The sequence below is a fragment of the Rhizobium atlanticum genome, assembly GCF_030182485.1.
In the GTDB taxonomy this organism is placed as follows: Bacteria; Pseudomonadota; Alphaproteobacteria; order Rhizobiales; family Rhizobiaceae; genus Rhizobium.
Map to the genome: position 1 here is coordinate 159,386 of NZ_JAQJCJ010000002.1, position 19,423 is coordinate 178,808.

General features: G+C 62.6%; 15 protein-coding genes. 12 read left to right on the forward strand and 3 right to left on the reverse strand.

Annotation, left to right across the window (positions count from 1 at the left end):
• The first annotated feature begins 190 nt into the window (after positions 1-190).
• The 4 genes from PH551_RS03195 to PH551_RS03210 all read left to right on the forward strand — a co-directional run bounded on the left by PH551_RS03195 (position 191) and on the right by PH551_RS03210 (position 5,229).
• Entirely contained in the window at positions 191-1,180 is a 990-nt protein-coding gene (locus PH551_RS03195) for an ABC transporter substrate-binding protein (protein WP_085776812.1), read from the forward strand.
• Between the two features lie 104 nt (positions 1,181-1,284).
• The gene (locus tag PH551_RS03200) at positions 1,285-2,838 is read left to right on the forward strand and encodes a sugar ABC transporter ATP-binding protein (RefSeq protein ID WP_085776811.1); all 1,554 of its coding nucleotides are present in this window, start codon (positions 1,285-1,287) and stop codon (positions 2,836-2,838) included.
• A gap of 129 nt (positions 2,839-2,967) precedes the next feature.
• The gene (locus PH551_RS03205; RefSeq protein ID WP_085776810.1) at positions 2,968-3,942 is read left to right on the forward strand and encodes an ABC transporter permease; all 975 of its coding nucleotides are present in this window, start codon (positions 2,968-2,970) and stop codon (positions 3,940-3,942) included.
• Positions 3,943-4,209: 267 nt separating this feature from the next.
• On the forward strand, positions 4,210-5,229 hold the full coding sequence (locus PH551_RS03210) for a zinc-binding alcohol dehydrogenase family protein (protein WP_285191834.1): 1,020 nt from the start codon (positions 4,210-4,212) through the stop codon (positions 5,227-5,229).
• Positions 5,230-5,601: 372 nt separating this feature from the next.
• Here PH551_RS03210 and PH551_RS03215 read toward each other — a convergent pair whose 3' ends face one another.
• Positions 5,602-6,327 carry a copper homeostasis protein CutC gene (locus tag PH551_RS03215; RefSeq protein WP_285191835.1) on the reverse strand — a complete coding sequence of 242 codons (726 nt, stop codon included), beginning with the start codon at positions 6,325-6,327 and terminating at the stop codon, positions 5,602-5,604.
• Positions 6,324-7,562, reverse strand: coding sequence for a LysR family transcriptional regulator (locus tag PH551_RS03220; RefSeq protein WP_285191836.1), 1,239 nt, complete (start codon positions 7,560-7,562; stop codon positions 6,324-6,326). The genes PH551_RS03215 and PH551_RS03220 overlap by 4 nt, the downstream gene beginning before the upstream one ends.
• Before the next feature lie 412 nt (positions 7,563-7,974).
• Between PH551_RS03220 and osmF the strand changes: the two genes are divergently transcribed.
• From osmF to PH551_RS03250, 6 genes are all read left to right on the forward strand, one after another.
• Positions 7,975-8,883 (forward strand): glycine betaine ABC transporter substrate-binding protein OsmF, encoded by a 909-nt coding sequence (gene osmF / locus PH551_RS03225; protein WP_285191837.1) that lies wholly within the window; start codon positions 7,975-7,977, stop codon positions 8,881-8,883.
• Positions 8,884-8,950: 67 nt separating this feature from the next.
• Entirely contained in the window at positions 8,951-10,117 is a 1,167-nt protein-coding gene (locus PH551_RS03230) for an ABC transporter permease (RefSeq protein WP_285191838.1), read from the forward strand.
• Positions 10,114-11,058 (forward strand): ABC transporter ATP-binding protein, encoded by a 945-nt coding sequence (locus tag PH551_RS03235; protein WP_285191839.1) that lies wholly within the window; start codon positions 10,114-10,116, stop codon positions 11,056-11,058. Before PH551_RS03230 ends, PH551_RS03235 begins: the two co-directional genes overlap by 4 nt.
• A complete protein-coding gene (locus PH551_RS03240; protein WP_285191840.1) occupies positions 11,055-11,804 on the forward strand; it encodes an ABC transporter permease in 750 nt (249 codons plus the stop codon). The genes PH551_RS03235 and PH551_RS03240 overlap by 4 nt, the downstream gene beginning before the upstream one ends.
• 47 nt (positions 11,805-11,851) lie before the next feature.
• Entirely contained in the window at positions 11,852-12,247 is a 396-nt protein-coding gene (locus PH551_RS03245) for a VOC family protein (RefSeq protein WP_285191841.1), read from the forward strand.
• An 8-nt stretch (positions 12,248-12,255) separates the two neighbouring features.
• Complete coding sequence (locus PH551_RS03250) at positions 12,256-14,715, forward strand: glycoside hydrolase family 2 protein (RefSeq protein ID WP_285191842.1); 2,460 nt, start codon at positions 12,256-12,258, stop codon at positions 14,713-14,715.
• Between the two features lie 218 nt (positions 14,716-14,933).
• Here PH551_RS03250 and PH551_RS03255 read toward each other — a convergent pair whose 3' ends face one another.
• Positions 14,934-15,326 (reverse strand): PRC-barrel domain-containing protein, encoded by a 393-nt coding sequence (locus tag PH551_RS03255; protein ID WP_085776800.1) that lies wholly within the window; start codon positions 15,324-15,326, stop codon positions 14,934-14,936.
• Positions 15,327-15,585: 259 nt separating this feature from the next.
• Here PH551_RS03255 and PH551_RS03260 point away from each other — a divergent pair, with 259 nt between their 5' ends.
• Both PH551_RS03260 and pgi read left to right on the forward strand, forming a co-directional pair.
• Positions 15,586-17,286, forward strand: coding sequence for a long-chain fatty acid--CoA ligase (locus tag PH551_RS03260; RefSeq protein WP_285191843.1), 1,701 nt, complete (start codon positions 15,586-15,588; stop codon positions 17,284-17,286).
• 138 nt (positions 17,287-17,424) lie between these two features.
• The gene (gene pgi / locus PH551_RS03265; RefSeq protein WP_285191844.1) at positions 17,425-19,050 is read left to right on the forward strand and encodes a glucose-6-phosphate isomerase; all 1,626 of its coding nucleotides are present in this window, start codon (positions 17,425-17,427) and stop codon (positions 19,048-19,050) included.
• The last annotated feature ends 373 nt before the right edge of the window (positions 19,051-19,423 follow it).

The window sequence follows — 19,423 nt, forward strand, 5'->3', positions numbered from 1 at the left end:
TAGTAATGAAATAAAATCAGGTGCTTGGAGGGAGTCTTCCGGAGTAAAAAAGCGCATTCGACGCCCTTGCAATTTGAATGCGCCTCGGCTAGCTTCTGCCTGCAAATGTTTTTTATCGATAAAAACCTTCCGCCAGCGTTCAGCGGTCCGGTTTATTTGGAGGAGAACGCATCCTGAGAGGAGAACCTTTATGAGCATCGTGAAATCCCTTCTGTCCCGCCGCGCCTTTACCGCGCTGGCAGGTGCAGCCGTCATCGCCACGGCAATGCCGGTCACGTCCTTTGCCGCCGATGTGACGATCCCGATCATCGTCAAGGACACGACGTCTTTCTACTGGCAGATCGTTCTGGCCGGCGCCCGCAAGGCCGGCAAGGATCTCGGCGTCAACGTGCCGGAACTCGGCGCACAGGCCGAATCCGACATCAACGGCCAGATCAGCATTCTGGAAAACGCCGTCGCCGGCAAACCGGCCGCTATTGTCATCTCGCCGACCGAGTTCAAGGCGCTCGGTAAGCCGATCGACGAAGCCGCCAAGTCGGTTCCGATCATCGGCATCGACTCCGGTGCCGACTCCAAGGCATTCAAGTCGTTCCTGACGACCGACAACGTCCAGGGCGGCCGCATCGCCGCCGACGGTCTTGCCGCCGCGATCAAGGAGATGACAGGCAAGGAAGAAGGCGACATCGTCATCCTCACCAATCTTCCCGGCGTCGGCTCGCTCGAACAGCGCCGCGAAGGCTTCCTCGATCAGATCAAGACCAAGCATCCCGGTCTCAAGGTCATTGCCGACAAGTACGGCGACGGCCAGGCAACCACCGGCCTCAACATGATGACCGACCTGATCACGGCAAACCCGAAACTCGTCGGCGTCTTCGCCTCGAACCTGATCCTGGCGCAGGGCGTCGGCCAGGCGATCGCCGAAAACAAGCTCGGCGACAAAATCAAGGTCATCGGCTTCGACAGCGACGACAAGACGGTCGGCTTCCTCAAGGACGGCGCCATTGCCGGCCTCGTCGTTCAGGACCCCTATCGCATGGGTTATGACGGCATCAAGACCGCGCTTGCCGTCTCCAAGGGCGAGAAGGTTCCGGAAAATGTCGACACCGGCGCCAACCTCGTCACCAAGGCGAATATGTCCGACCCGAAGATCGACGCGCTCTTGAACCCGAAGATCAAGTAAGACGACAGACGGCCGCGCCGGCTTCCAAAAACCGGCGCGGCCTTTTCCATCCATGGTATGGTTCACCAGGGTTGGAGCAGACGCGACAAGAGGAGGAGAGGTCCATGATCGGACTGGAAGAGGTCAGTCATCGCCACGATGACAGCGCCACGCTGAAAGAAGCCAATCGCATCGCCGCCGGATCGCCCATCCTCGAACTCAAAGGCCTGCAGAAGAATTACGGTCACGTGCAGGCGCTGAAGCCCGCGACGCTGACCTTCCTGGCCGGCGAAATCCACGCCATCGTCGGCGAAAACGGCGCCGGCAAATCAACCCTGATCAAATTGCTCACCGGCGTCATCACCCGCACGGCCGGCGAGGTGCTGTGGTGCGGCCATCCGGTGGGATTATCGACGCCGAACGAGGCGATCGCCCGCGGCATCAACGCCGTCCACCAGGAAGTGGTGCTCTGCCGGCACCTGACGGTCGCCGCCAATCTCTTCCTCGGCGACGAGGTCAACCGCTACGGCCTGATGCGCAAGAAGCAGATGGAGAAGATGGCGCAGGCCGTGCTCGACGATCTCGGCTTCGGCCTGCCGGCCGGCGCGCTTTTGAGTTCGCTGACGATCGGTCAGCAGCAACTGGTGGCGACGGCACGCGCGGCGATGCGCGGCACGCAGTTCCTGATCTTCGACGAACCGACCGCCTATCTCACCCGGCAGGAATCGGCGCAGCTGTTCAAGCTGATCCGCCGCCTGCAGGGCGAAGGCGTCACCATCGTCTATATCAGCCACCGCATGGAGGAAGTCTTTGAGCTCGCCGACCGTGTCTCGGTGTTGCGCGACGGCACGCATGTCGGCACCCGCCTGATCGGCGAGACCAACGATGCCGAGCTGATCGCGTTGATGATCAATCGCTCGATCGAACAGATCTACCACAAGGAAGAGATTGCCATCGGCGAGACGATCGTCGAGGTCCGCGGCCTCTCCGGTCCCGGATTCGAGGACGTGTCGCTCAGCGTCAAAGCCGGGCAGATCGTCGGACTCTACGGTCTGATCGGTGCCGGACGCAGCGAATTTGCGCTCGGCCTCTACGGGCGCCAGCCGATCAGCGCCGGTGACATCCAGTGGATGGGCAAGCCTGTTGATATCCGCAATGAACGCACGGCGATGGAGCTCGGCATTGCGCTGGCGCCCGAAAGCCGGCGTGACCAGGGGCTCTGCCTCAACCTGCCGATCGGCCTCAACATCAACCTGCCGGTGTTCGGGCGGTTGAGCCACGGGCCTGTGATCAATCACGCACGCGAATCGGCCAATGCCGACAAGCAGATCCGCGATCTCAGCATCAAGACGCCGAGCCGGCGGGTTCCCGCTTCCAGCATGTCGGGCGGCAACCAGCAGAAGATCGTCATCGGCAAGTGGCTGAGCCATGGCGCGCGGCTGTTCATCTTTGACGAGCCGACCGTCGGCGTCGACGTCGGCACCAAGGCTGAGATCTACCGGCTGTTCGCCAAGCTTCTGAAGGAAGGAGCGGGCATCATCCTGATCTCCTCCTATCTGCCGGAGGTCTACGAGCTGGCCGACCGGCTGCACGTCTTCCGCGGCGGCAGGCTGGTCGCGAGCCATGATTTTCACGCGGCGACGCATGAACAAGTGCTCAGCGAAGCGATCGGCGTCTGAGCCAGCAGACTGGAGCAATTCCAGCAAAAGTGTGAAGCGGTTTTGCGTCCGGAATTGCGTAAAAACACATTTGATAGAGCATTTCTGCGGTTCGGAGAAAACGGAAATGCTCTAAGAGGGAGAAAATTCATGACTGTCACCCCCACCGAAATCGTCGCGCCGCCGCCGCGCCGGAAAATGAACATCCTGTTCGGCCTCACACTGATCGGCCTGCTTGTCTTCCTCTGGATCGTGCTCGGCTTCGTCACCGCCAGCTTCTGGACGCCGCTCAATATCTCCAACCTGCTGCGCCAAGGCGCAATGACGGCGATCCTGGCGCTCGGCCAAACCTTCGTCATCATCACCGCCGGCATCGACCTGTCGGTTGGCGCAATCGTCGGCTTCTGCACCGTCATCATCGCCTGGCTGCTGCAGGCGGGTGTGCCGCTCTGGGGAGCGATCGCTCTGACGCTCGCAATCGGTGTTGCGATCGGCGCCTTCCACGGCTTCGGCATCGTGCATATGGGCCTGCCGCCCTTCATCATCACGCTGGCGACGCTGACCTCGCTGCGCGGCATCGGCCTCCTGATCACCAACGGTTCGACGATCAGCATCACCGACGAGAGCTTCAGCAATTTCGCCCGCGCCGATTTCCTCGGCATCCCTAGCCTGTTCTGGATGGTCATCCTGGTGGCGGTGCCCTCCTTCGTCTTCCTGCATCTGAGCCGCTGGGGCCGCTATCTCTTCGCGGTCGGTTCGAATGCGGAAGCCGCGCGGCTTTCCGGCGTCAACGTCAAGGGCATGATCTATCTCGCCTATATCCTCTCGGCCGGCTTTGCCGCCTTCGTCGGCGTGCTGCTCGCCTCGCGCATCGCGATCGGCAATGCGACACAGGCCGACGGCTGGGAACTGCAGGCAATCGCCTCGTCGGTCATCGGCGGCACCAGCCTGTTCGGCGCCGTCGGTTCCGTGCACGGCCCGCTGATCGGCGCCTTCATTCTCGCCACCATCAACAACGGCGCGAACCTTCTGAACGTCAATTCCTTCTGGCAGCGCATCATCACCGGTCTGCTGATCATCGTGATCGTGTTCTTCGACCAGCTACGCCGCCGCAAGAGCAGTTGAGCGGCGGGCAGGAAATCGCCGCCTGCCGCCCCTCATCCGCCTGCCAGCACCTTCTCCCCGTAAACGGGGCGAAGGGGATAGCCGAAACCTCTCGGTCCCGGCAACGCCTCGTTTGGCACGTCCCCTCGCCCCGTTTACGGGGGTCCGCAGGACGGGTCGAGACGAGTGGCTCGACCCCGATAAGGTGGGGGTGAGGGGCAAGTTTTCCGCACGAACCGAACAGCAGTGGCCGACACAGAGTAAAGAACGAAGAATGCGAGACCTGTCATGAAAGCAGTTGTTTGCCGGGAACCCGGCGTGCTCGACATCATCGACCGCCCATCACCCGCCGCGCCGGCGCCCGGCTGGGTGCGGCTGGCCGTCAGCCATGTCGGCATCTGCGGCACCGATTATCATATCTTCGAGGGCAAGCACCCTTTCCTCGAATATCCCCGGGTCATGGGGCACGAGATCTCGGCAACGGTGATCGAGGCGGGCGACGGTGTCGCGCTTGCGGCCGGCACATCGGTCATCGTCAACCCCTATCTCTCCTGCGGCCAATGTGTCGCCTGCATCAAGGGCAAGCCGAATTGCTGCACCAACATCAAGGTGCTCGGCGTTCATACCGACGGCGCCTTCTGCGAGGAGATCTCCGTTCCCGCCGATAATCTCTATCCCGCCAAGGGCCTGAGCCTCGAGGCGGCGGCGACGACGGAGTTTCTGGCGATCGGCGCTCATGCGGTACGCCGATCGCTCGCCGGCGCCGGGGCGCGCTCGCTCGTCATCGGCGCCGGGCCGATCGGGCTCGGCGCTGCGATCTTCTCGCGCATCGCCGGCCATGAGGTAACGCTGCTCGATACCAGCGCCGAGCGGCTGCAGATGGCCGCCGAGCGCTTCGGCTTCACCTCCGGCATCGTCGCCGATGAAGGAACCGCGAATGCCGTGCGGGAAAAGACCAATGGCGACGGTTTCGATGTGGTCTTCGACGCGACGGGTTATGGTCCGTCGATGGAGAAAGCCTTCTCCTTCGTCGCCCATGGCGGCGCACTGGTGCTGGTCAGCGTCGTCAAGGACGATATCCGCTTCTCCGACCCCGAATTTCACAAGCGCGAAATGATGTTGATCGGCAGCCGCAACGCCACGCGTGCCGACTTCGAGCATGTGGCGGATTCGATTGCCAAGGGGCTTGTGCCGGTGGACAAGCTGATCACCCACCGCACGACGCTCGATAATGCGCCGCGCGATCTCGCCCGCTGGGCGCATGAGAAGAGCGGGCTGATCAAGGCGGTGATCCGGGTTGCGGGGTAGGTAGGCCTATATCATGCCCGCCGAGTGCTGCGCGTGGATACTCGGGTCAAGCCCGAGTATGACGGAGAGTGGGGAAGCCGGTGCGGCAAGAGGCGGGACGTTCGGGATTGCTCAAAGCAAAGCGGATCTGCGCTCCCGCAAAGAGCTCCAAGCTTTTGTTGTTAGGCAATTTCGGACGGAAAACCGTTTCACACTTTTCCTGGAATTGATGAATTCAACCGCGACAACTGCAAAAACCGCTGCGCTTGCGGTACTGCGTCACAGGCTCCCCCACTCTCCGTCGTCCACGGGCTTGACCCGAGGACCCATGGCCGCAAGCGCTCCATTCGAGTTCCAAAACCGCGACCGGCTTCCGGTAAGAGCACAGAACGCCTAACCCATCGCTTCGATCGCCCTGCGCATCTCCCTGACCACTTCAACGTCCGTCTTGTTCGCACTCTTCGCCTCGAAACCAAACGCCACCGCGCGCGGATCGGCGCTTTCGACCAGCGAGCTGCAGGATCCATGCACCTCCCGGGCGCCGGTCGCACGGAGAATTTCGCCGACATTGGCGGGGCGGATGCCGCTGCCGGGCATGATCGAGATGCGGCCGGCCGCTTTTTCTGAAAGACGCTTCAGCGTGTCGATCCCATCGGCCGCCTTCACCGCGCAGCCGGAGGTGAGGATGCGTTCGCAGCCGAGTTCGATTGCCTGTTCCAGCGCCTGATCGGCGTCCGGCACCAGGTCGAAAGCGCGGTGCAGCGTCGAACCGAGGCCGACGGCATGCGCTTTCAGCCGGCGGATCAGCGGCAGGTCGAGCGTGCCGTCCGGGCGGTTGGCGCCGATGACGACGCCGGCGAGGCCGGCGGCGCGCACCGCCTCGATGTCGAGCATCATCGCCTCCTCATCGACGCTGTCGAAAATGAAGGGGCCGGCATGCGGGCGGATCATGGCATAGATCGGAACGGGCGCCCGGGCAGCGATCCGCATCAGGCTCGGCAGTGGCGTCAGGCCGCCGAGCTCCAGCGCCGAGCAGAGCTCGATGCGGCCGGCGCCGCCTTCGATCGCGGCAGCGAGACCCGCGGCGCTGTCGACGCATATTTCGAGCAAAATCGTCATGCAGTCTCCCTGGCTCCGTCGACCTGTCTTGTGATGTGCGCGGCCGTTTCCGACGTCATCCTGGCAGCCGCAGCGATGATCATCTCGCAGGCATCGGCAGCGGCTTTTCGATGGTTGAAGGCGACGTGATAGGACATCGGCAGACGCTCGTCGAGATCGACGATGCGCACCTTGTCGGCGATCGGCATGGCGCTGACGCGGCCGAGGAAGGAGACGTAGCCGTGATTGGCGACGAGGTCGACGATGACAGGCAGCGAATCCGCCGCGGTGATATCCCGGCTGCGCAAGCGCCGGTCGGGTGCGCGCTCGTCGCTGAAGGCCGTGGCCGCGTGGCCGAGGCCGGTGCGCGGGCTCGGCGTGCAGATCGCATGCGCGGCGACGAGTTCGGCGACCGAGGTTTGCGTGCTTTGCGGCGGTGCGATCACCACCATGTCGGTCTGCAGCAGTTCGCGATGCCGGAAGTGCTCGAGGCCGAAGACCGAATCCAGGATGGCGACATCGATGCGGCCGCTCTTCAGCGCCTCGCGCAGGTCGTCGGCGGTCATCGAGACCAGCGAGATCGCATTATTGCTGCGGTGCGCATTCCACTCGGAAACGAGCAAGCCCAGGCAGCGCGCCACCCAGCTTTCCGATCCGGTCGGGATGATCGAGCCGATGCGCAGCGATCGGGCGGTGCGCCGGTAGCGCTCGTCTGCAGCCGATTTCAGATCGTTCCACGCCTGGCTGATCGCCATGAAGATCTGGTAGGCGTGCCGGCCCTCCTCCGTCAGCACCGAACCCTGCGCCTGCCGCTCGAACAGGCGGCTACCAAGGAACTTCTCGAGATTGGCAAGCTGCAGCGAAAGCTGCGGTTGCCCCAAGCGAAGGCGGCGGGCGGCGCGGTTGATGCTGCCCTGGTCAGCCACCTCGAGAAAACGCTCGATCGCGACGACCTTGACGGGAATACGCGACGCCCAGGCTTCGTAAGCCCCGGCGGTCGCGCTCTCGTGGCCCACGAGTTGACGAAGCTGCCCGATCGCAGCAGTGATCGGCTCCAGCCCTTCCTGCACCCTGTCGCCGAGCAGCGTCGCCAGCTCGCCCGACGAACGTTCCGTCAACTTCATCGCCAATTCGGTTTCAAGCTGGCGGATCGCAGTCGAGGCGGTGGAGGGCGACAGTTGGAAGCGGCGCGCGGTCTCGCGGACCGAGCCGGAACTCAGGACATGGCTGGCAATGAAAAGGGCACCCAGATGCAAAGAACTCGCTCCGAAAGCGCTGGAAAAACCGGACGATATGATGTGTTCGGCAAAAAAGATATCCCCGCCTGAGGATCGGCGTTCTATCGTCTGCGGCATAAAAATCCGGGCGGCGATGTTTTCGCAAGAAGAGCACCGGACCATCGCGGAAACACGCAAGGGGACAAAAACAAATCGCGCCGGCCCTGGAAAAGGGAATGCGTTTCCGCGCAGGGAGATGCGTTCGCCGCCATAATTGTCAGCGCGACCGCAAATACTGGAGGGGGCTTGCATCGATTTTTCGGGTGGGCACGCTATTTCCATGACGCACGCAATTCGGATGATGGCGGCCTCACCGCCCTCGCCGGCGGATTTCCTGCGCGCAAGCTCCCGGGCTTGAGCCTTATCAACGGTGTTTAAAAGGGGATATTCCATGCTGAAGAAACTCGCACTTGCCGTTTCACTCTCCGCCTTCGCGGCGGGTGCGGTTCAGGCCGCAGACGTCGTCGTCTCGTCGAAGATCGATACCGAGGGCACGCTGCTCGGCAATGTCATCGCGCTGGCACTCGAAGCGAACGGCATCAAGACGCAGGACCGTATCGCGCTTGGCGCCACACCCGTGGTGCGCAAGGCGATCACCGCAGGTGAAATCGATATCTATCCCGAATATACCGGCAATGCCGGCTTCTTCTTCAACAAAGCCGACGACGCCGCCTGGAAGAACAACGAGCAGGGTTACGAGCTGGCGAAGAAGCTCGATTACGAAGCCAACAAGATCGTCTGGCTGACGCCGTCGCCGGCCAATAACACCTGGGCGCTTGCCGTGCGCAACGACGTCGCCGAGCCGAACAAGCTGAAGACCATGTCGGACTTCGGCAAATGGGTCGCCGGCGGCGGCGCCGTCAAACTTGCGGCTTCGGCCGAGTTCGTCAATTCCGCCGGCGCGCTGCCCGCCTTCCAGACGACCTACGGCTTCCAGCTGAAGCCCGACCAGACGGTCGTGCTCTCGGGCGGCGATACCGCGGCGACGATCAAGGCGGCCGCAGACCAGACGAACGGCGTCAACACCGCCATGGTCTATGGCACCGACGGCGCGATCGAGGCGGCCGAGCTCACCGTTCTCGAAGACGACAAGGGCGTGCAGCAGGTCTATGCGCCGACTCCGATCATCCGCGAGGAGGTGCTGAAGGCCAATCCGAAGATCGAGGAAATCCTCTCGCCGATCTTCAAGAGCCTGAGCGCCGACGAATTGCGCAAGCTGAACGCCAAGATCCAGGTCGACGGCGAGCCGGCAAAATCAGTCGCTGAAGCCTATCTCAAGGAAAAAGGCTTCCTGAAGTAATTGCCCCTCGCTCCGCCCCTCGCGGGCGGAGCCTCCCTTTGCCGACAGGCCAGACAGGGTTGGATTGATGGAAGAAACCTCAGCGGTCCGCAGGCTGGACCGGCTTGGCGTGGTTCTGGTGGCCGGCGGCATTGCGGCGACGGCGCTGATGCCCTTCATCTATGTCAAGGCGAACCGCATCGCCGCCGGCAAGCCGATGCTGCTGACGCAGCTTTTTCCCCAGCCCTCCGTAATTGTCCTTATCGCCCTCCTCGTCCTGACCGCCTTCGCCACCTTGTTCCTCGCCAATGCAGTGGCGCGGCTTATGGTCGCCACATTTTGCCTGGCGGCGCTGGTCGCGGCGATCGGCCTCGTCTCGACCGCGGCGACGCCGCTCGGCAGCACGGTGGCGCGCATGACGCCCGGCGGCGGTTTCTGGCTGCTGTTTGCGGTGATCGGGCTGATCATCTCGGACGCGCTGGTCAAAATCCGGCTGGCGCCCTGGATGCGGGTGGCAGCGCTGGCAGCTTACACGGCGCTGCTCTTTACCTTCCTCGCCTCCGGCCTGCTCGACAGCCTGTCGATCATGAAGGAATTTTCCACGAGGGCGGCGCAGTTCCGGACGGAGGCATTTTCGCATCTGCTGCTGGCGCTGGGCTCGCTCGTTATCGCCATCGTTCTCGGCCTGCCGCTCGGGATCCTCTGCTTCTGGGTGCCGAAGCTCAGGGCCGTCGTGCTGCAGGGCCTGAGCCTCATCCAGACGATCCCCAGCCTCGCGCTCTTCGGCCTGCTGATGCTGCCGCTCGGCTATCTCGCCACCCATGTGCCGCTGGCGGCCGCTGTCGGCATCCGCGGCATCGGTACGGCGCCGGCGTTGATCGCGCTGGTGCTCTATTCGCTGCTGCCGATCGTCGCCAATACCGTCGTCGGCCTGCAGGGCGTCGATCCCTCCGTGCGCGATGCGGCGGCCGGCATGGGGCTGACCCGCCGGCAGATCCTTACCGGCATCGACATGCCGCTCGCCTTTCCGGTCATCCTCACCGGCATCCGCATCGTGCTGGTGCAGGCGATCGGCATGGTGACGATCGCCGCGCTGATCGGCGGCGGCGGCTTCGGCATCTTCATCTTCCAGGGGCTCGGCCAGACCGCGATGGACCTCGTCTTGCTTGGCGCCGTGCCGACCGTCTTCTTCGCCTTCTCATCGGCCGTCATCCTCGATGCGGTCATCGACAGCATCCGGGGGCCCTCCGCATGAGCATGATCGAGATCAGGAACGTTACCAAGCGCTACGGTGCGGCCACTGTCGTCGACAGGGTCTCGATGCGTGTCGAGAAGGGCGAGATCACCGTCATCGTCGGCACATCGGGCTCCGGCAAATCGACGCTGATGCGGATGATCAACCGGCTGGTGCCGATCAGCGAAGGCGAGATTTTCGTCGGCGGGCAGAATGTGATGGACGTCGAGGTCACCGAACTTCGCCGCAAAATCGGCTATGCCATCCAAGGCCACGGCCTGTTTCCGCATCGGACCGTGGCGCAGAATATCGCCACCGTGCCGCAGCTGCTCGAATGGGATTCCAAACGCATCGCCGCCCGCGTCGAGGAGCTGCTCGGGCTTTTCAACCTCGATCCGGCTGAGTTCGCCGACAAATATCCGCATCAGCTTTCCGGCGGCCAGCAGCAGCGCGTCGGCGTCGCGCGGGCGCTGGCCGCCGAACCGGAACTGCTGTTGATGGACGAGCCCTTCGGCGCGCTCGATCCCGTGATCCGCGGCAAGGCGCAGGACGACCTGCTGGCGATCCAGAAGCAGTTCGGCACAACCATCATCCTCGTCACCCACGATATGGACGAGGCCTTCCATCTCGGCAACCAGATCGCGGTGATGAGCAAGGGCCGATTGCTGCAATGCTCGACGCCGGAAAAGATCCTCACCGAACCCGCCGATCCCTTCGTGCAGCAGCTGACCGGCACCTCCGACCGGGCGCTGAAGCTGATGTCGCTGCTGCCGCTGAAGGAGAGCATGGCGCCGGCCAAGGGCGGTCTTTCCTATGCCTTGCCGCAGTCGCTCAGCCTGCGCGATGCGCTGGCCGAAATGATCTGGCAAGGAGTCGACGAGGCGGCCGTGCAGGACGGCGAAAAGGGGCCCGTGGGATCAATCTCGATGGCGCGGCTGCTCGAACTGGGCCGCAAGGCATGAAACTCGTCGCCGCCAATTTTTTCCGCGTGACCGCGCTTGCCCTGCTGCTCATCCTGCTGTTCAGGACGGATTGGCTCTCCTTCCTGTTTGTGCCGCTGACGAACAACAATGCACCCGCCGTCTATACGCAGAACAGCCTTGCCTCGCTCGCGCTCGGACATCTGCAGCTCGTCGTCGGCTCGATCGCCTGCAGTGCCGTGCTTGCCGTTCTCGGCGGCATCTTCGTGACGCGGCAAAGCGGCGCCGATTTCCTGCCGCTGTCGCGCGCCATCGCCAATGCCGGGCAGACCTTCCCCCCTGTCGCGGTGCTGGCGCTGGCCGTGCCCGCCACCGGCTTCGGCGCCATGCCGACGCTGATTGCGCTCTTCCTCTACGGCCTGCTGCCGATCTTCGAAAACACCGTTGCCGGCCTGAAACAGGTGTCGCCGCAGGTGCTCGACGCCGCCGACGGCATGGGCATGAACGGCACGCAACGTCTTTTCCGCGTCGAGCTGCCGCTTGCCCTGCCGCTGATCCTCGAAGGGCTGAAGGTGGCGACGGTGATCAATATCGGCACGGCAACGATCGGCTCGACGGTTGCGGCCAAGGGCCTCGGCGAGGTGATCATCGCCGGGCTGATATCGGACAATACCGCCTTCATCCTGCAGGGCGGGCTGATCGTCGGTCTGATGGCAGTGTTGATCTATGACGCCATGGGCCTCGTCGAAAGCGCGATCACGCGAAGAATCGGCTTGCGCGCGGCTTAAGATGACCGCTACCAAGGCTGCCGTGATCGACGCAATGGGAGGCAGAATTGGCGAAGATGATCCACTCCATGATCCGTGTTCTCGACGAGGCGCGCTCGGTCGAGTTCTACGTCAAGGCGTTCGGTCTTACGATCGCCGACCGCGTCGACTTCGACACCTTCACGCTGATCTATCTGAGCAATGCCGAGACCGGATTCGAGCTGGAGCTGACCGTCAACAAGGGCCGCACCGAACCCTATGATCTCGGCAAAGGCTATGGCCATCTCGCCGTCTCGGTCGAAGAAGTCGCCATTGAGCGCGAGCGCATGGTGAAACTGGGGCTCAAACCCGGCGAGCTGGTGGAGCTCAACCGCGACGGCAAGTTGTTCGGCCTGTTCTTCTTCGTCAGCGATCCCGACGGCTACAAGATCGAGGTGCTGCAGCGCCACGGGCGGTTTCTCTAGGAGATAAGATGATTGCGAAAACTGCGCTCGATTCCGGCTGGACGCTTCACTGCAACGATACAGGAAGGCCGGGACTGCCGGATGCGATACCGGCGACGGTGCCGGGCTGCGTCCATACCGACCTTCTCGCCAACCGGCTGATCGCCGATCCCTATATCGACGTCAACGAGATCACCAATGACTGGATCGGCAAGACCGACTGGACCTATCGCTGCCGGTTCGAGGCCGCGCCGGATGAGGGCAGAGTGCAGGAGCTCGTCTTCGACGGGCTTGATACGATCGCCGTCATCCGCCTCAACGGCGAAGAGATCGGCCGCACTTTCAACATGCACCGCACCTACCGTTTCGATGTTTCCGGGCTGCTGAAGGCCGGCGTCAACGAACTCTCCGTCACCTTCCGCTCCGCCTATGCCTATGGCGCAGAGATGGAGAAACATTACGGCTACCGCCCCAACAACTATCCAGGCCCGGGCAATCTGATGCGCAAGATGGCCTGCAATTTTGGCTGGGACTGGGGGCCAACGCTGGTGACGGCGGGCGTCTGGAAGCCGGTGCGTCTGGAAAGCTGGGATCGGGGGCGGCTTGCCGAGACGCGGGTGTCTGCAAGCCTTGTCGGCGGCGACGGACTGGTGATGGTACATGCGAGACTGGCGCGGCATGGCGATCACGGGCCGTGCAGGCTGGCCGCCGAAATCGGCGGCGTGACCAAGACAGTAGCAATTGGCCCCGGCGAAGACGCGGTTTCCTTCGAACTCCGCCTCCCCTCGCCGCAGCTCTGGTGGCCGCACCATCTCGGTGCGCAGCCGCTCTATCCGCTGATGCTCACGCTGATCGACGAGGCCAGCGGCGATCTGCTCGACAGCTTCGAGCGCGAGCTCGGCTTCCGTTCGCTCAGGCTCGATACCTCGGCCGACGAGCGCGGCTCGGCCTTTACCTTCGTCATCAACGACGTGCCGCTGTTCATCGCCGGTGCCAACTGGATTCCCGACGATTGTTTCCCCTCGCGGGTGACGGCCGACCGTTACGCCGACCGGATTGAGGAGGCGAAGGCCGCCAATATCCATATGCTACGCGTCTGGGGCGGCGGCATCTTCGAGCGTGATGCGTTCTACGCTGCCTGCGACCGGGCCGGCATGCTGGTCTGGCAGGATTTCCTCTTTGCCTGCGCCGCCTATCCGGAGGAGGAGCCGCTTCGAAGCGAGGTCGAGGCGGAGGTGCGCGACAATGTCGCGCGGCTGATGCCGCATGCCTCATTGATCCTCTGGAACGGCAACAACGAGAATATCTGGGGCTTCGACGAATGGGGCTGGCGGCCGGTCATCAAGGCCGGCGAGAGCTGGGGGCTCGGCTATTATCTCGACCTGCTGCCGAAGCTCTGCCGCGAGCTCGATCCCGACCGGCCCTATTATCCCGGCAGCCCCTATTCCGGCTCGATGGAGATCGAACCCAATGCCGACGGACATGGCTGCAAACATATCTGGGACGTGTGGAACGATGTCGGCTACGAGATCTACCGCAATTATATCCCGCGCTTCTGCTCCGAATTCGGCTGGCAGGCGCCAGCAAATTGGGCGACGATCGAACAGAGCGTGCACGATCAGCCGCTGACGCCGCAGTCGAACGGCGTCTTCCACCATCAGAAGGCGACGCAGGGCAATGACAAGCTGATCCGCGGCCTCGCCGGCCATCTGCCGGAGCCAAAGACGATGGAGGACTGGCACTTCGCCACCCAGCTCAACCAGGCGCGCGCCATCCGTTTCGGCATCGAGCACATGCGCTCGCATCGGGCTATCTGCAAGGGTGCGGTGGTCTGGCAGTTCAACGACTGCTGGCCGGTGACCTCCTGGGCCGCGCTTGACTCGGCCGGACGCCGCAAGCCGCTCTGGTATGCGCTGAAATCAGCCTATGATCCGCGCCTGCTGACGATCCAGCCACGCGAGGGCGGACTGGCTGCGGTCGCCGTCAACGAGAGAACGCTGTTCTGGCGGGCGAAGATTGCCGGCAAGCGTTTGACGCTCGATGGAACCGTGCTCGCCGAATTCGAATTCTGGCGGCTGCTCTGCGACCGTTTCGAAGCGAAAGAGTTTCCGCTGCCGAGCAATATCGTCACTCCGAACTTACCGAAGGACGAAGTCGTTGTCGTCGAGATGCTGGACCGGCGGGCGTTTCACTATTTCGTCGAGGATATCGACCTCGCCCTGCCAGCGCCGCGGCTGAGCGTCGATGCCACCGGGATCGACGGAGGCTTCGCCATCAGGGTGACGGCGGAGAATTTTCTCAAGGACCTCTGCCTGATGGCGGATCGGCTGGATCCGGAGGCGGTTGTGGATTCGATGCTGGTGACGTTGTTGCCGGGCGAGAGCCATGTGTTTGCGGTGAAGACGGTAAAGGCGATCAGGGCAGAAGATATCGCCGTCGGCACCGTGCTGCGATCGGCCAATGATCTTGTTGCCGGTTCGCGCCAGTGACTGCCCCTCACCCTATCCCTCTCCCCGCTTGCGGGGAGAGGGGACGTGCCCTGCGAGAGTTTGGTGGGAACGGAGAGCTTGCGGCATGTTCCCTTCGCCCCGTTTTACGGGGAGAAAGTGGCGGCAGCCGGTTGAGGGGCCGCCAAGCTCACGACATCACCAACACCAAAAGGCCCCGCTGCTAACGGGGCCCTTCCGGCTCGGTCCATCGGACGAGATTACATCCAGTAGGGCGGCACGCCGTAATAATCATACACCCGGCGGCCATTATCGTTGTACCAGGTGTCGTCATCGTCCGAATAGCTGGGTGCGCCTTCGATCTGCTCCTTGGTCAGGTCGATTCGATAACCGTCCAGCTGGGTGTCGTAGTTCAGCTTTTCCCAGGGCAGCGGATAGTGGTCGTGACCGATGCCCAGGAAGCCGCCGAAGCTCAGCACGGCATAGGCGACGCGTCCATCACGCTTGCCGATGATCAGGCGTTCGATCGAGCCGATATGCCGGCCATCAGGGCCATAGACTCGGGTGCCTTCGACGCGGTCGCTGGCGATCAGCGAATGCGTTTCCTTGGTGTTCGGGTCACGGCGGCTGGCGTCGGTGTCCTGATTCAACATTTGAACCTCCTTTGGGTGTTTCCTCATGGTTGGTATGAAGGGTCAACGCCATTGCGGACTCAAAGTTCCCACCCTTTCGACGACCGCGATGGGCTATTGTTGACGTTTACGTCAAGGTTAGTATAGCTTCATACGGCTTGAACCATACAGGCAATGGCATAAGCTGCGGGACTGGAAGATGGAGGATGCTTCCGGTCAATTGCGGACCGGTCGACCACGATTCGATCGGCGCGGCGGCCGCAAGGGAGAGAGAGACACGATGAGCAGCATTTCCGTCCATCCGAACGGAGCAAAAGCGGACAAGCCCTGGCTTGCCACCTATCCCGATATGGTTCCGGCCGAACTGCCGCCGCTGGAACATGCCTCGCTCGCCGAACTTCTGGAAAAATCCTGCGCCCGTTACGCCGACCGGACGGTTTTTTCCAGCATGGGCAAGGCGATGAGCTATCGCGAGCTCGAAAGCCAGACGCGCAAGGTCGCCGCCTGGCTGCAGAGCATCGGCCTCGAGAAAGGCGACCGCGTCGCGGTGATGATGCCGAATGTGCTGCAGAACCCCGTCGCCACCTATGCGATCCTGCGGGCCGGCCTGGTGGTCGTCAATGTCAATCCGCTCTATACCCCGCGCGAACTCGAACACCAGTTGCGGGATTCCGGCGCCAAGGCGATCTTCGTGCTGGAGAATTTCGCCCGCACCGTCGAGCAGGTCCTCAACAAGACCGACCTGCGCCATGTCGTCGTCACCTCGCTCGGCGAAATGCTGGGGCCGAAGGGGCTGATGGTCAATTTCGTCGTGCGCAAGGTCAAAAAGCTCGTTCCCTCCTGGTCGATCACGCAGCATAAGAGCTTCAGTCAGGTGCTCAGCGAAGGCGCAAGGAAAAGTCTCCAGCCGGTCGCGCTGACGGGTGGAGACATCGCCTTCCTGCAATATACCGGCGGCACAACGGGCGTTGCCAAGGGCGCGGTGCTGACACATCAGAACCTGCTCGCCAACAAGCTGCAACTGTCGCTGTGGCTGCGGTCGGCTTTCCAGCGCAAGAAGCAGCCGGAGGTGCTGAATTTCCTCTGCGCGCTGCCGCTCTACCACATCTTCGCGCTGACGGTGAATTCGCTTATGGGCATGTCGCTCGGCGCCCACAATATCCTGATCGCCAATCCGCGCGACATTCCCGGCCTCGTCAAGGAGTTCGGAAAGTCCAACATTCACATCTTCCCCGGCCTCAACACGCTGTTCAACGCGCTGATGAACAATGCCGAATTCGCCAAGCTCGATTTCTCATCGCTCGTCATGTCGCTTGGCGGCGGCATGGCTGTCCAGCGCCCGGTCGCCGAGCGCTGGCTTGCTATGACCGGCACTTCGATAACGGAAGGCTACGGCCTTTCCGAGACATCGCCTGTCGCCACCGCCAACCGCTTCGATTCGGTCGAGTTCACCGGCTCGATCGGCCTGCCGCTGCCCTCCACCGAACTCGACATTCGCGACGAGGACGGCCGTTCGCTGCCAGCAGGGGAAATCGGCGAGATCTGCATCCGCGGGCCGCAGGTGATGGCCGGCTACTGGCAGAAGCCGGAGGAAACGGCGCGGGTGATGACATCAGACGGCTATTTCCGCTCGGGAGACATGGGCTTCATGGACGAGCGCGGTTACACCAAGATCGTCGACCGCAAGAAGGACATGATCCTCGTCTCCGGCTTCAACGTCTATCCGAACGAGATCGAGGAAGTCGCCGCCATGCATGCCGGCATCCTCGAAGCCGCGGCGATCGGCGTGCCGGACGGGCACTCCGGCGAGGCGGTCAAGCTCTTCGTGGTCAGAAAGGATCCGAACCTGACGGAAGCGGAGGTAAAGGCCCATTGCATCGCCAACCTCACCAATTACAAGCGCCCGCGTTTCATCGAATTCCGCACCGAACTGCCGAAATCGCCTGTCGGCAAGATCCTGCGCAAGGACTTGCGCGGCTGAATTTGACAAGCGGGTGAAATTAGCAGCCATCCGCTTCCCGCGGGTGGCTTTTTTCATATTGAAGCGACGGCTGAACTTGATTTGCGCCTGAGAAAGCGAATAGTTTCCGCAACCTTTCCGCCTCAAAAGGAGCCTCCCATGAACGCCATCGTCGAACAGCTGAAGAGCACTGCTGATGCCACCAAGGCGACCGATCTCCGCGCCGCCTTCGCCGCCGATCCGCAGCGCTTTTCGCGCTTTTCCGTCTCGCTCGACGATCTGCTGATGGATTATTCCAAGACGGCGGTGAATGACGAGATCCTCAAGCTCTTGGTCAGGCTCGCCGAAGAGGGCGGCGTCGAAAAGAAGCGCGAGGAGATGTTCTCCGGCAAGGCCATCAACTTCACCGAGGACCGCGCCGTCCTGCATACCGCGCTGCGCAACCGGTCCAACACGCCTGTCCTCGTCGACGGCAAGGACGTCATGCCTGACGTCAATGCCGTGCTTGCCGCCATGGGCAAGTTTGCCGACGACATCCGCTCCGGCACGCTGAAGGGTGCCACCGGCAAGGCGATCACCGACGTCATCAATATCGGCATCGGCGGCTCGGATCTCGGCCCCGTTATGGCGACTCTGGCGCTTGCCCCCTTCCATGACGGCCCGCGCGCCCATTTCGTCTCCAATATCGACGGCGCTCATATCGCCGATATCCTGAAGCTGGTGCAGCCGGAGACGACGCTCTTCATCGTCGCCTCTAAGACATTCACGACAGTCGAGACGATGACCAATGCGCAGACGGCGCGCAATTTTATTGCCAAGGCGCTCGGCGAAGCAGCCGTGCAGCACCATTTCGCCGCCGTCTCGACGGCGCTCGACAAGGTCGCCGCCTTCGGCATCGACAGCGCCCGCGTCTTCGGTTTCTGGGACTGGGTCGGCGGCCGCTATTCGATCTGGTCGGCGATCGGTTTGCCGCTGATGATCGCCATCGGCCCGGAGAATTTCGGCAAGTTTCTCGACGGCGCGCACGCGGTCGACAATCATTTCCGTAAGGCGCCGGTTACCGAGAACCTGCCGATGCTGCTCGGCCTGATCGGATTCTACCACCGCAATGTGCTCGGCTACCCGACCCGCGCCATCCTGCCCTACGACCAGCGCCTGTCGCGTTTCCCGGCCTATCTGCAACAGCTCGACATGGAATCCAACGGCAAGGGCGTCACCGTCGACGGTACGCCGGTCGAGGGCAATTCCGGCCCGGTCGTCTGGGGCGAACCCGGTACCAATGGCCAGCACGCCTTCTATCAGCTCATTCACCAGGGCACGAGCATCATTCCGGCCGAGTTCATGATCGCCGCCAATGCCTTCGAGCCGGAACTGCGCCACCAGCACCAGCTCTTGATCTCCAACGTGCTTGCCCAGTCCGAGGCGCTGATGAAGGGTCGCACCTTCGCGGAAGCCAAGAAGCAGCTGACCGACAAAGGCATGGACGACAAGAAGGCCGATTTCATCGCACCGCACCGCGTCTTTGCCGGCAACCGGCCGTCGATCACCTTCGTCTACGACAAGCTGACCCCTTACGCCCTCGGCCGCCTGATCGCGCTCTACGAACATCGCGTCTTCGTGGAAGGCGTGCTCTTCCGCATCAACTCCTTCGACCAGTGGGGTGTCGAGCTCGGCAAGGAACTGGCGACCGGCCTGCTGCCCGTCGTCGAGGGCAAGCAGAGCGCGGCAAGCCATGATTCCTCCACCCAGGGCCTGGTCGCGGCGCTGGCGAAGCTTGCGAAGTAAACATGGAGAGGTTTTTGCCCTGTCGCCCCTCACCCTAACCCTCTCCCAACGGGGCGAGGGGACGTGCCCTGTGAAAACTGGGTGGGGGACGGAGAGGTCGCGGCATGTTCCCTTCTCCCCGCGGGCGGGGAGAAGGTGCCGGCAGGCGGATGAGGGGCGGCCGCCAGATCGTCATAATGGCCGCAAATGATTAGATTGATTTCGGCGGGCTTGGCGCCGCTGCCCTGCAAAAATCGGATTGATGTTCTACTAATAGAAAATTGTAGAAAGAATTCTTTCAATTCGCCGCCATCGCCCTAGATTCAAGCAAAATCTGTGCGCATGGTACTTCCGACGACATGACCTATCAAACCGGGGACGATACCCCGTTCCA

What these genes read in the sequence shown, in the direction of transcription:
- PH551_RS03195 (WP_085776812.1), top strand. Translation starts at nt 191, where the DNA reads ATGAGCATCGTGAAATCCCTTCTGTCCCGCCGCGCCTTTACCGCGCTG.
- PH551_RS03200 (WP_085776811.1), top strand. Translation starts at nt 1,285, where the DNA reads ATGATCGGACTGGAAGAGGTCAGTCATCGCCACGATGACAGCGCCACG.
- PH551_RS03205 (WP_085776810.1), top strand. Translation starts at nt 2,968, where the DNA reads ATGACTGTCACCCCCACCGAAATCGTCGCGCCGCCGCCGCGCCGGAAA.
- PH551_RS03210 (WP_285191834.1), top strand. Translation starts at nt 4,210, where the DNA reads ATGAAAGCAGTTGTTTGCCGGGAACCCGGCGTGCTCGACATCATCGAC.
- PH551_RS03215 (WP_285191835.1), bottom strand. Translation starts at nt 6,327, where the DNA reads ATGACGATTTTGCTCGAAATATGCGTCGACAGCGCCGCGGGTCTCGCT.
- osmF (WP_285191837.1), top strand. Translation starts at nt 7,975, where the DNA reads ATGCTGAAGAAACTCGCACTTGCCGTTTCACTCTCCGCCTTCGCGGCG.
- PH551_RS03230 (WP_285191838.1), top strand. Translation starts at nt 8,951, where the DNA reads ATGGAAGAAACCTCAGCGGTCCGCAGGCTGGACCGGCTTGGCGTGGTT.
- PH551_RS03235 (WP_285191839.1), top strand. Translation starts at nt 10,114, where the DNA reads ATGAGCATGATCGAGATCAGGAACGTTACCAAGCGCTACGGTGCGGCC.
- PH551_RS03240 (WP_285191840.1), top strand. Translation starts at nt 11,055, where the DNA reads ATGAAACTCGTCGCCGCCAATTTTTTCCGCGTGACCGCGCTTGCCCTG.
- PH551_RS03250 (WP_285191842.1), top strand. Translation starts at nt 12,256, where the DNA reads ATGATTGCGAAAACTGCGCTCGATTCCGGCTGGACGCTTCACTGCAAC.
- PH551_RS03255 (WP_085776800.1), bottom strand. Translation starts at nt 15,326, where the DNA reads ATGTTGAATCAGGACACCGACGCCAGCCGCCGTGACCCGAACACCAAG.
- PH551_RS03260 (WP_285191843.1), top strand. Translation starts at nt 15,586, where the DNA reads ATGAGCAGCATTTCCGTCCATCCGAACGGAGCAAAAGCGGACAAGCCC.
- pgi (WP_285191844.1), top strand. Translation starts at nt 17,425, where the DNA reads ATGAACGCCATCGTCGAACAGCTGAAGAGCACTGCTGATGCCACCAAG.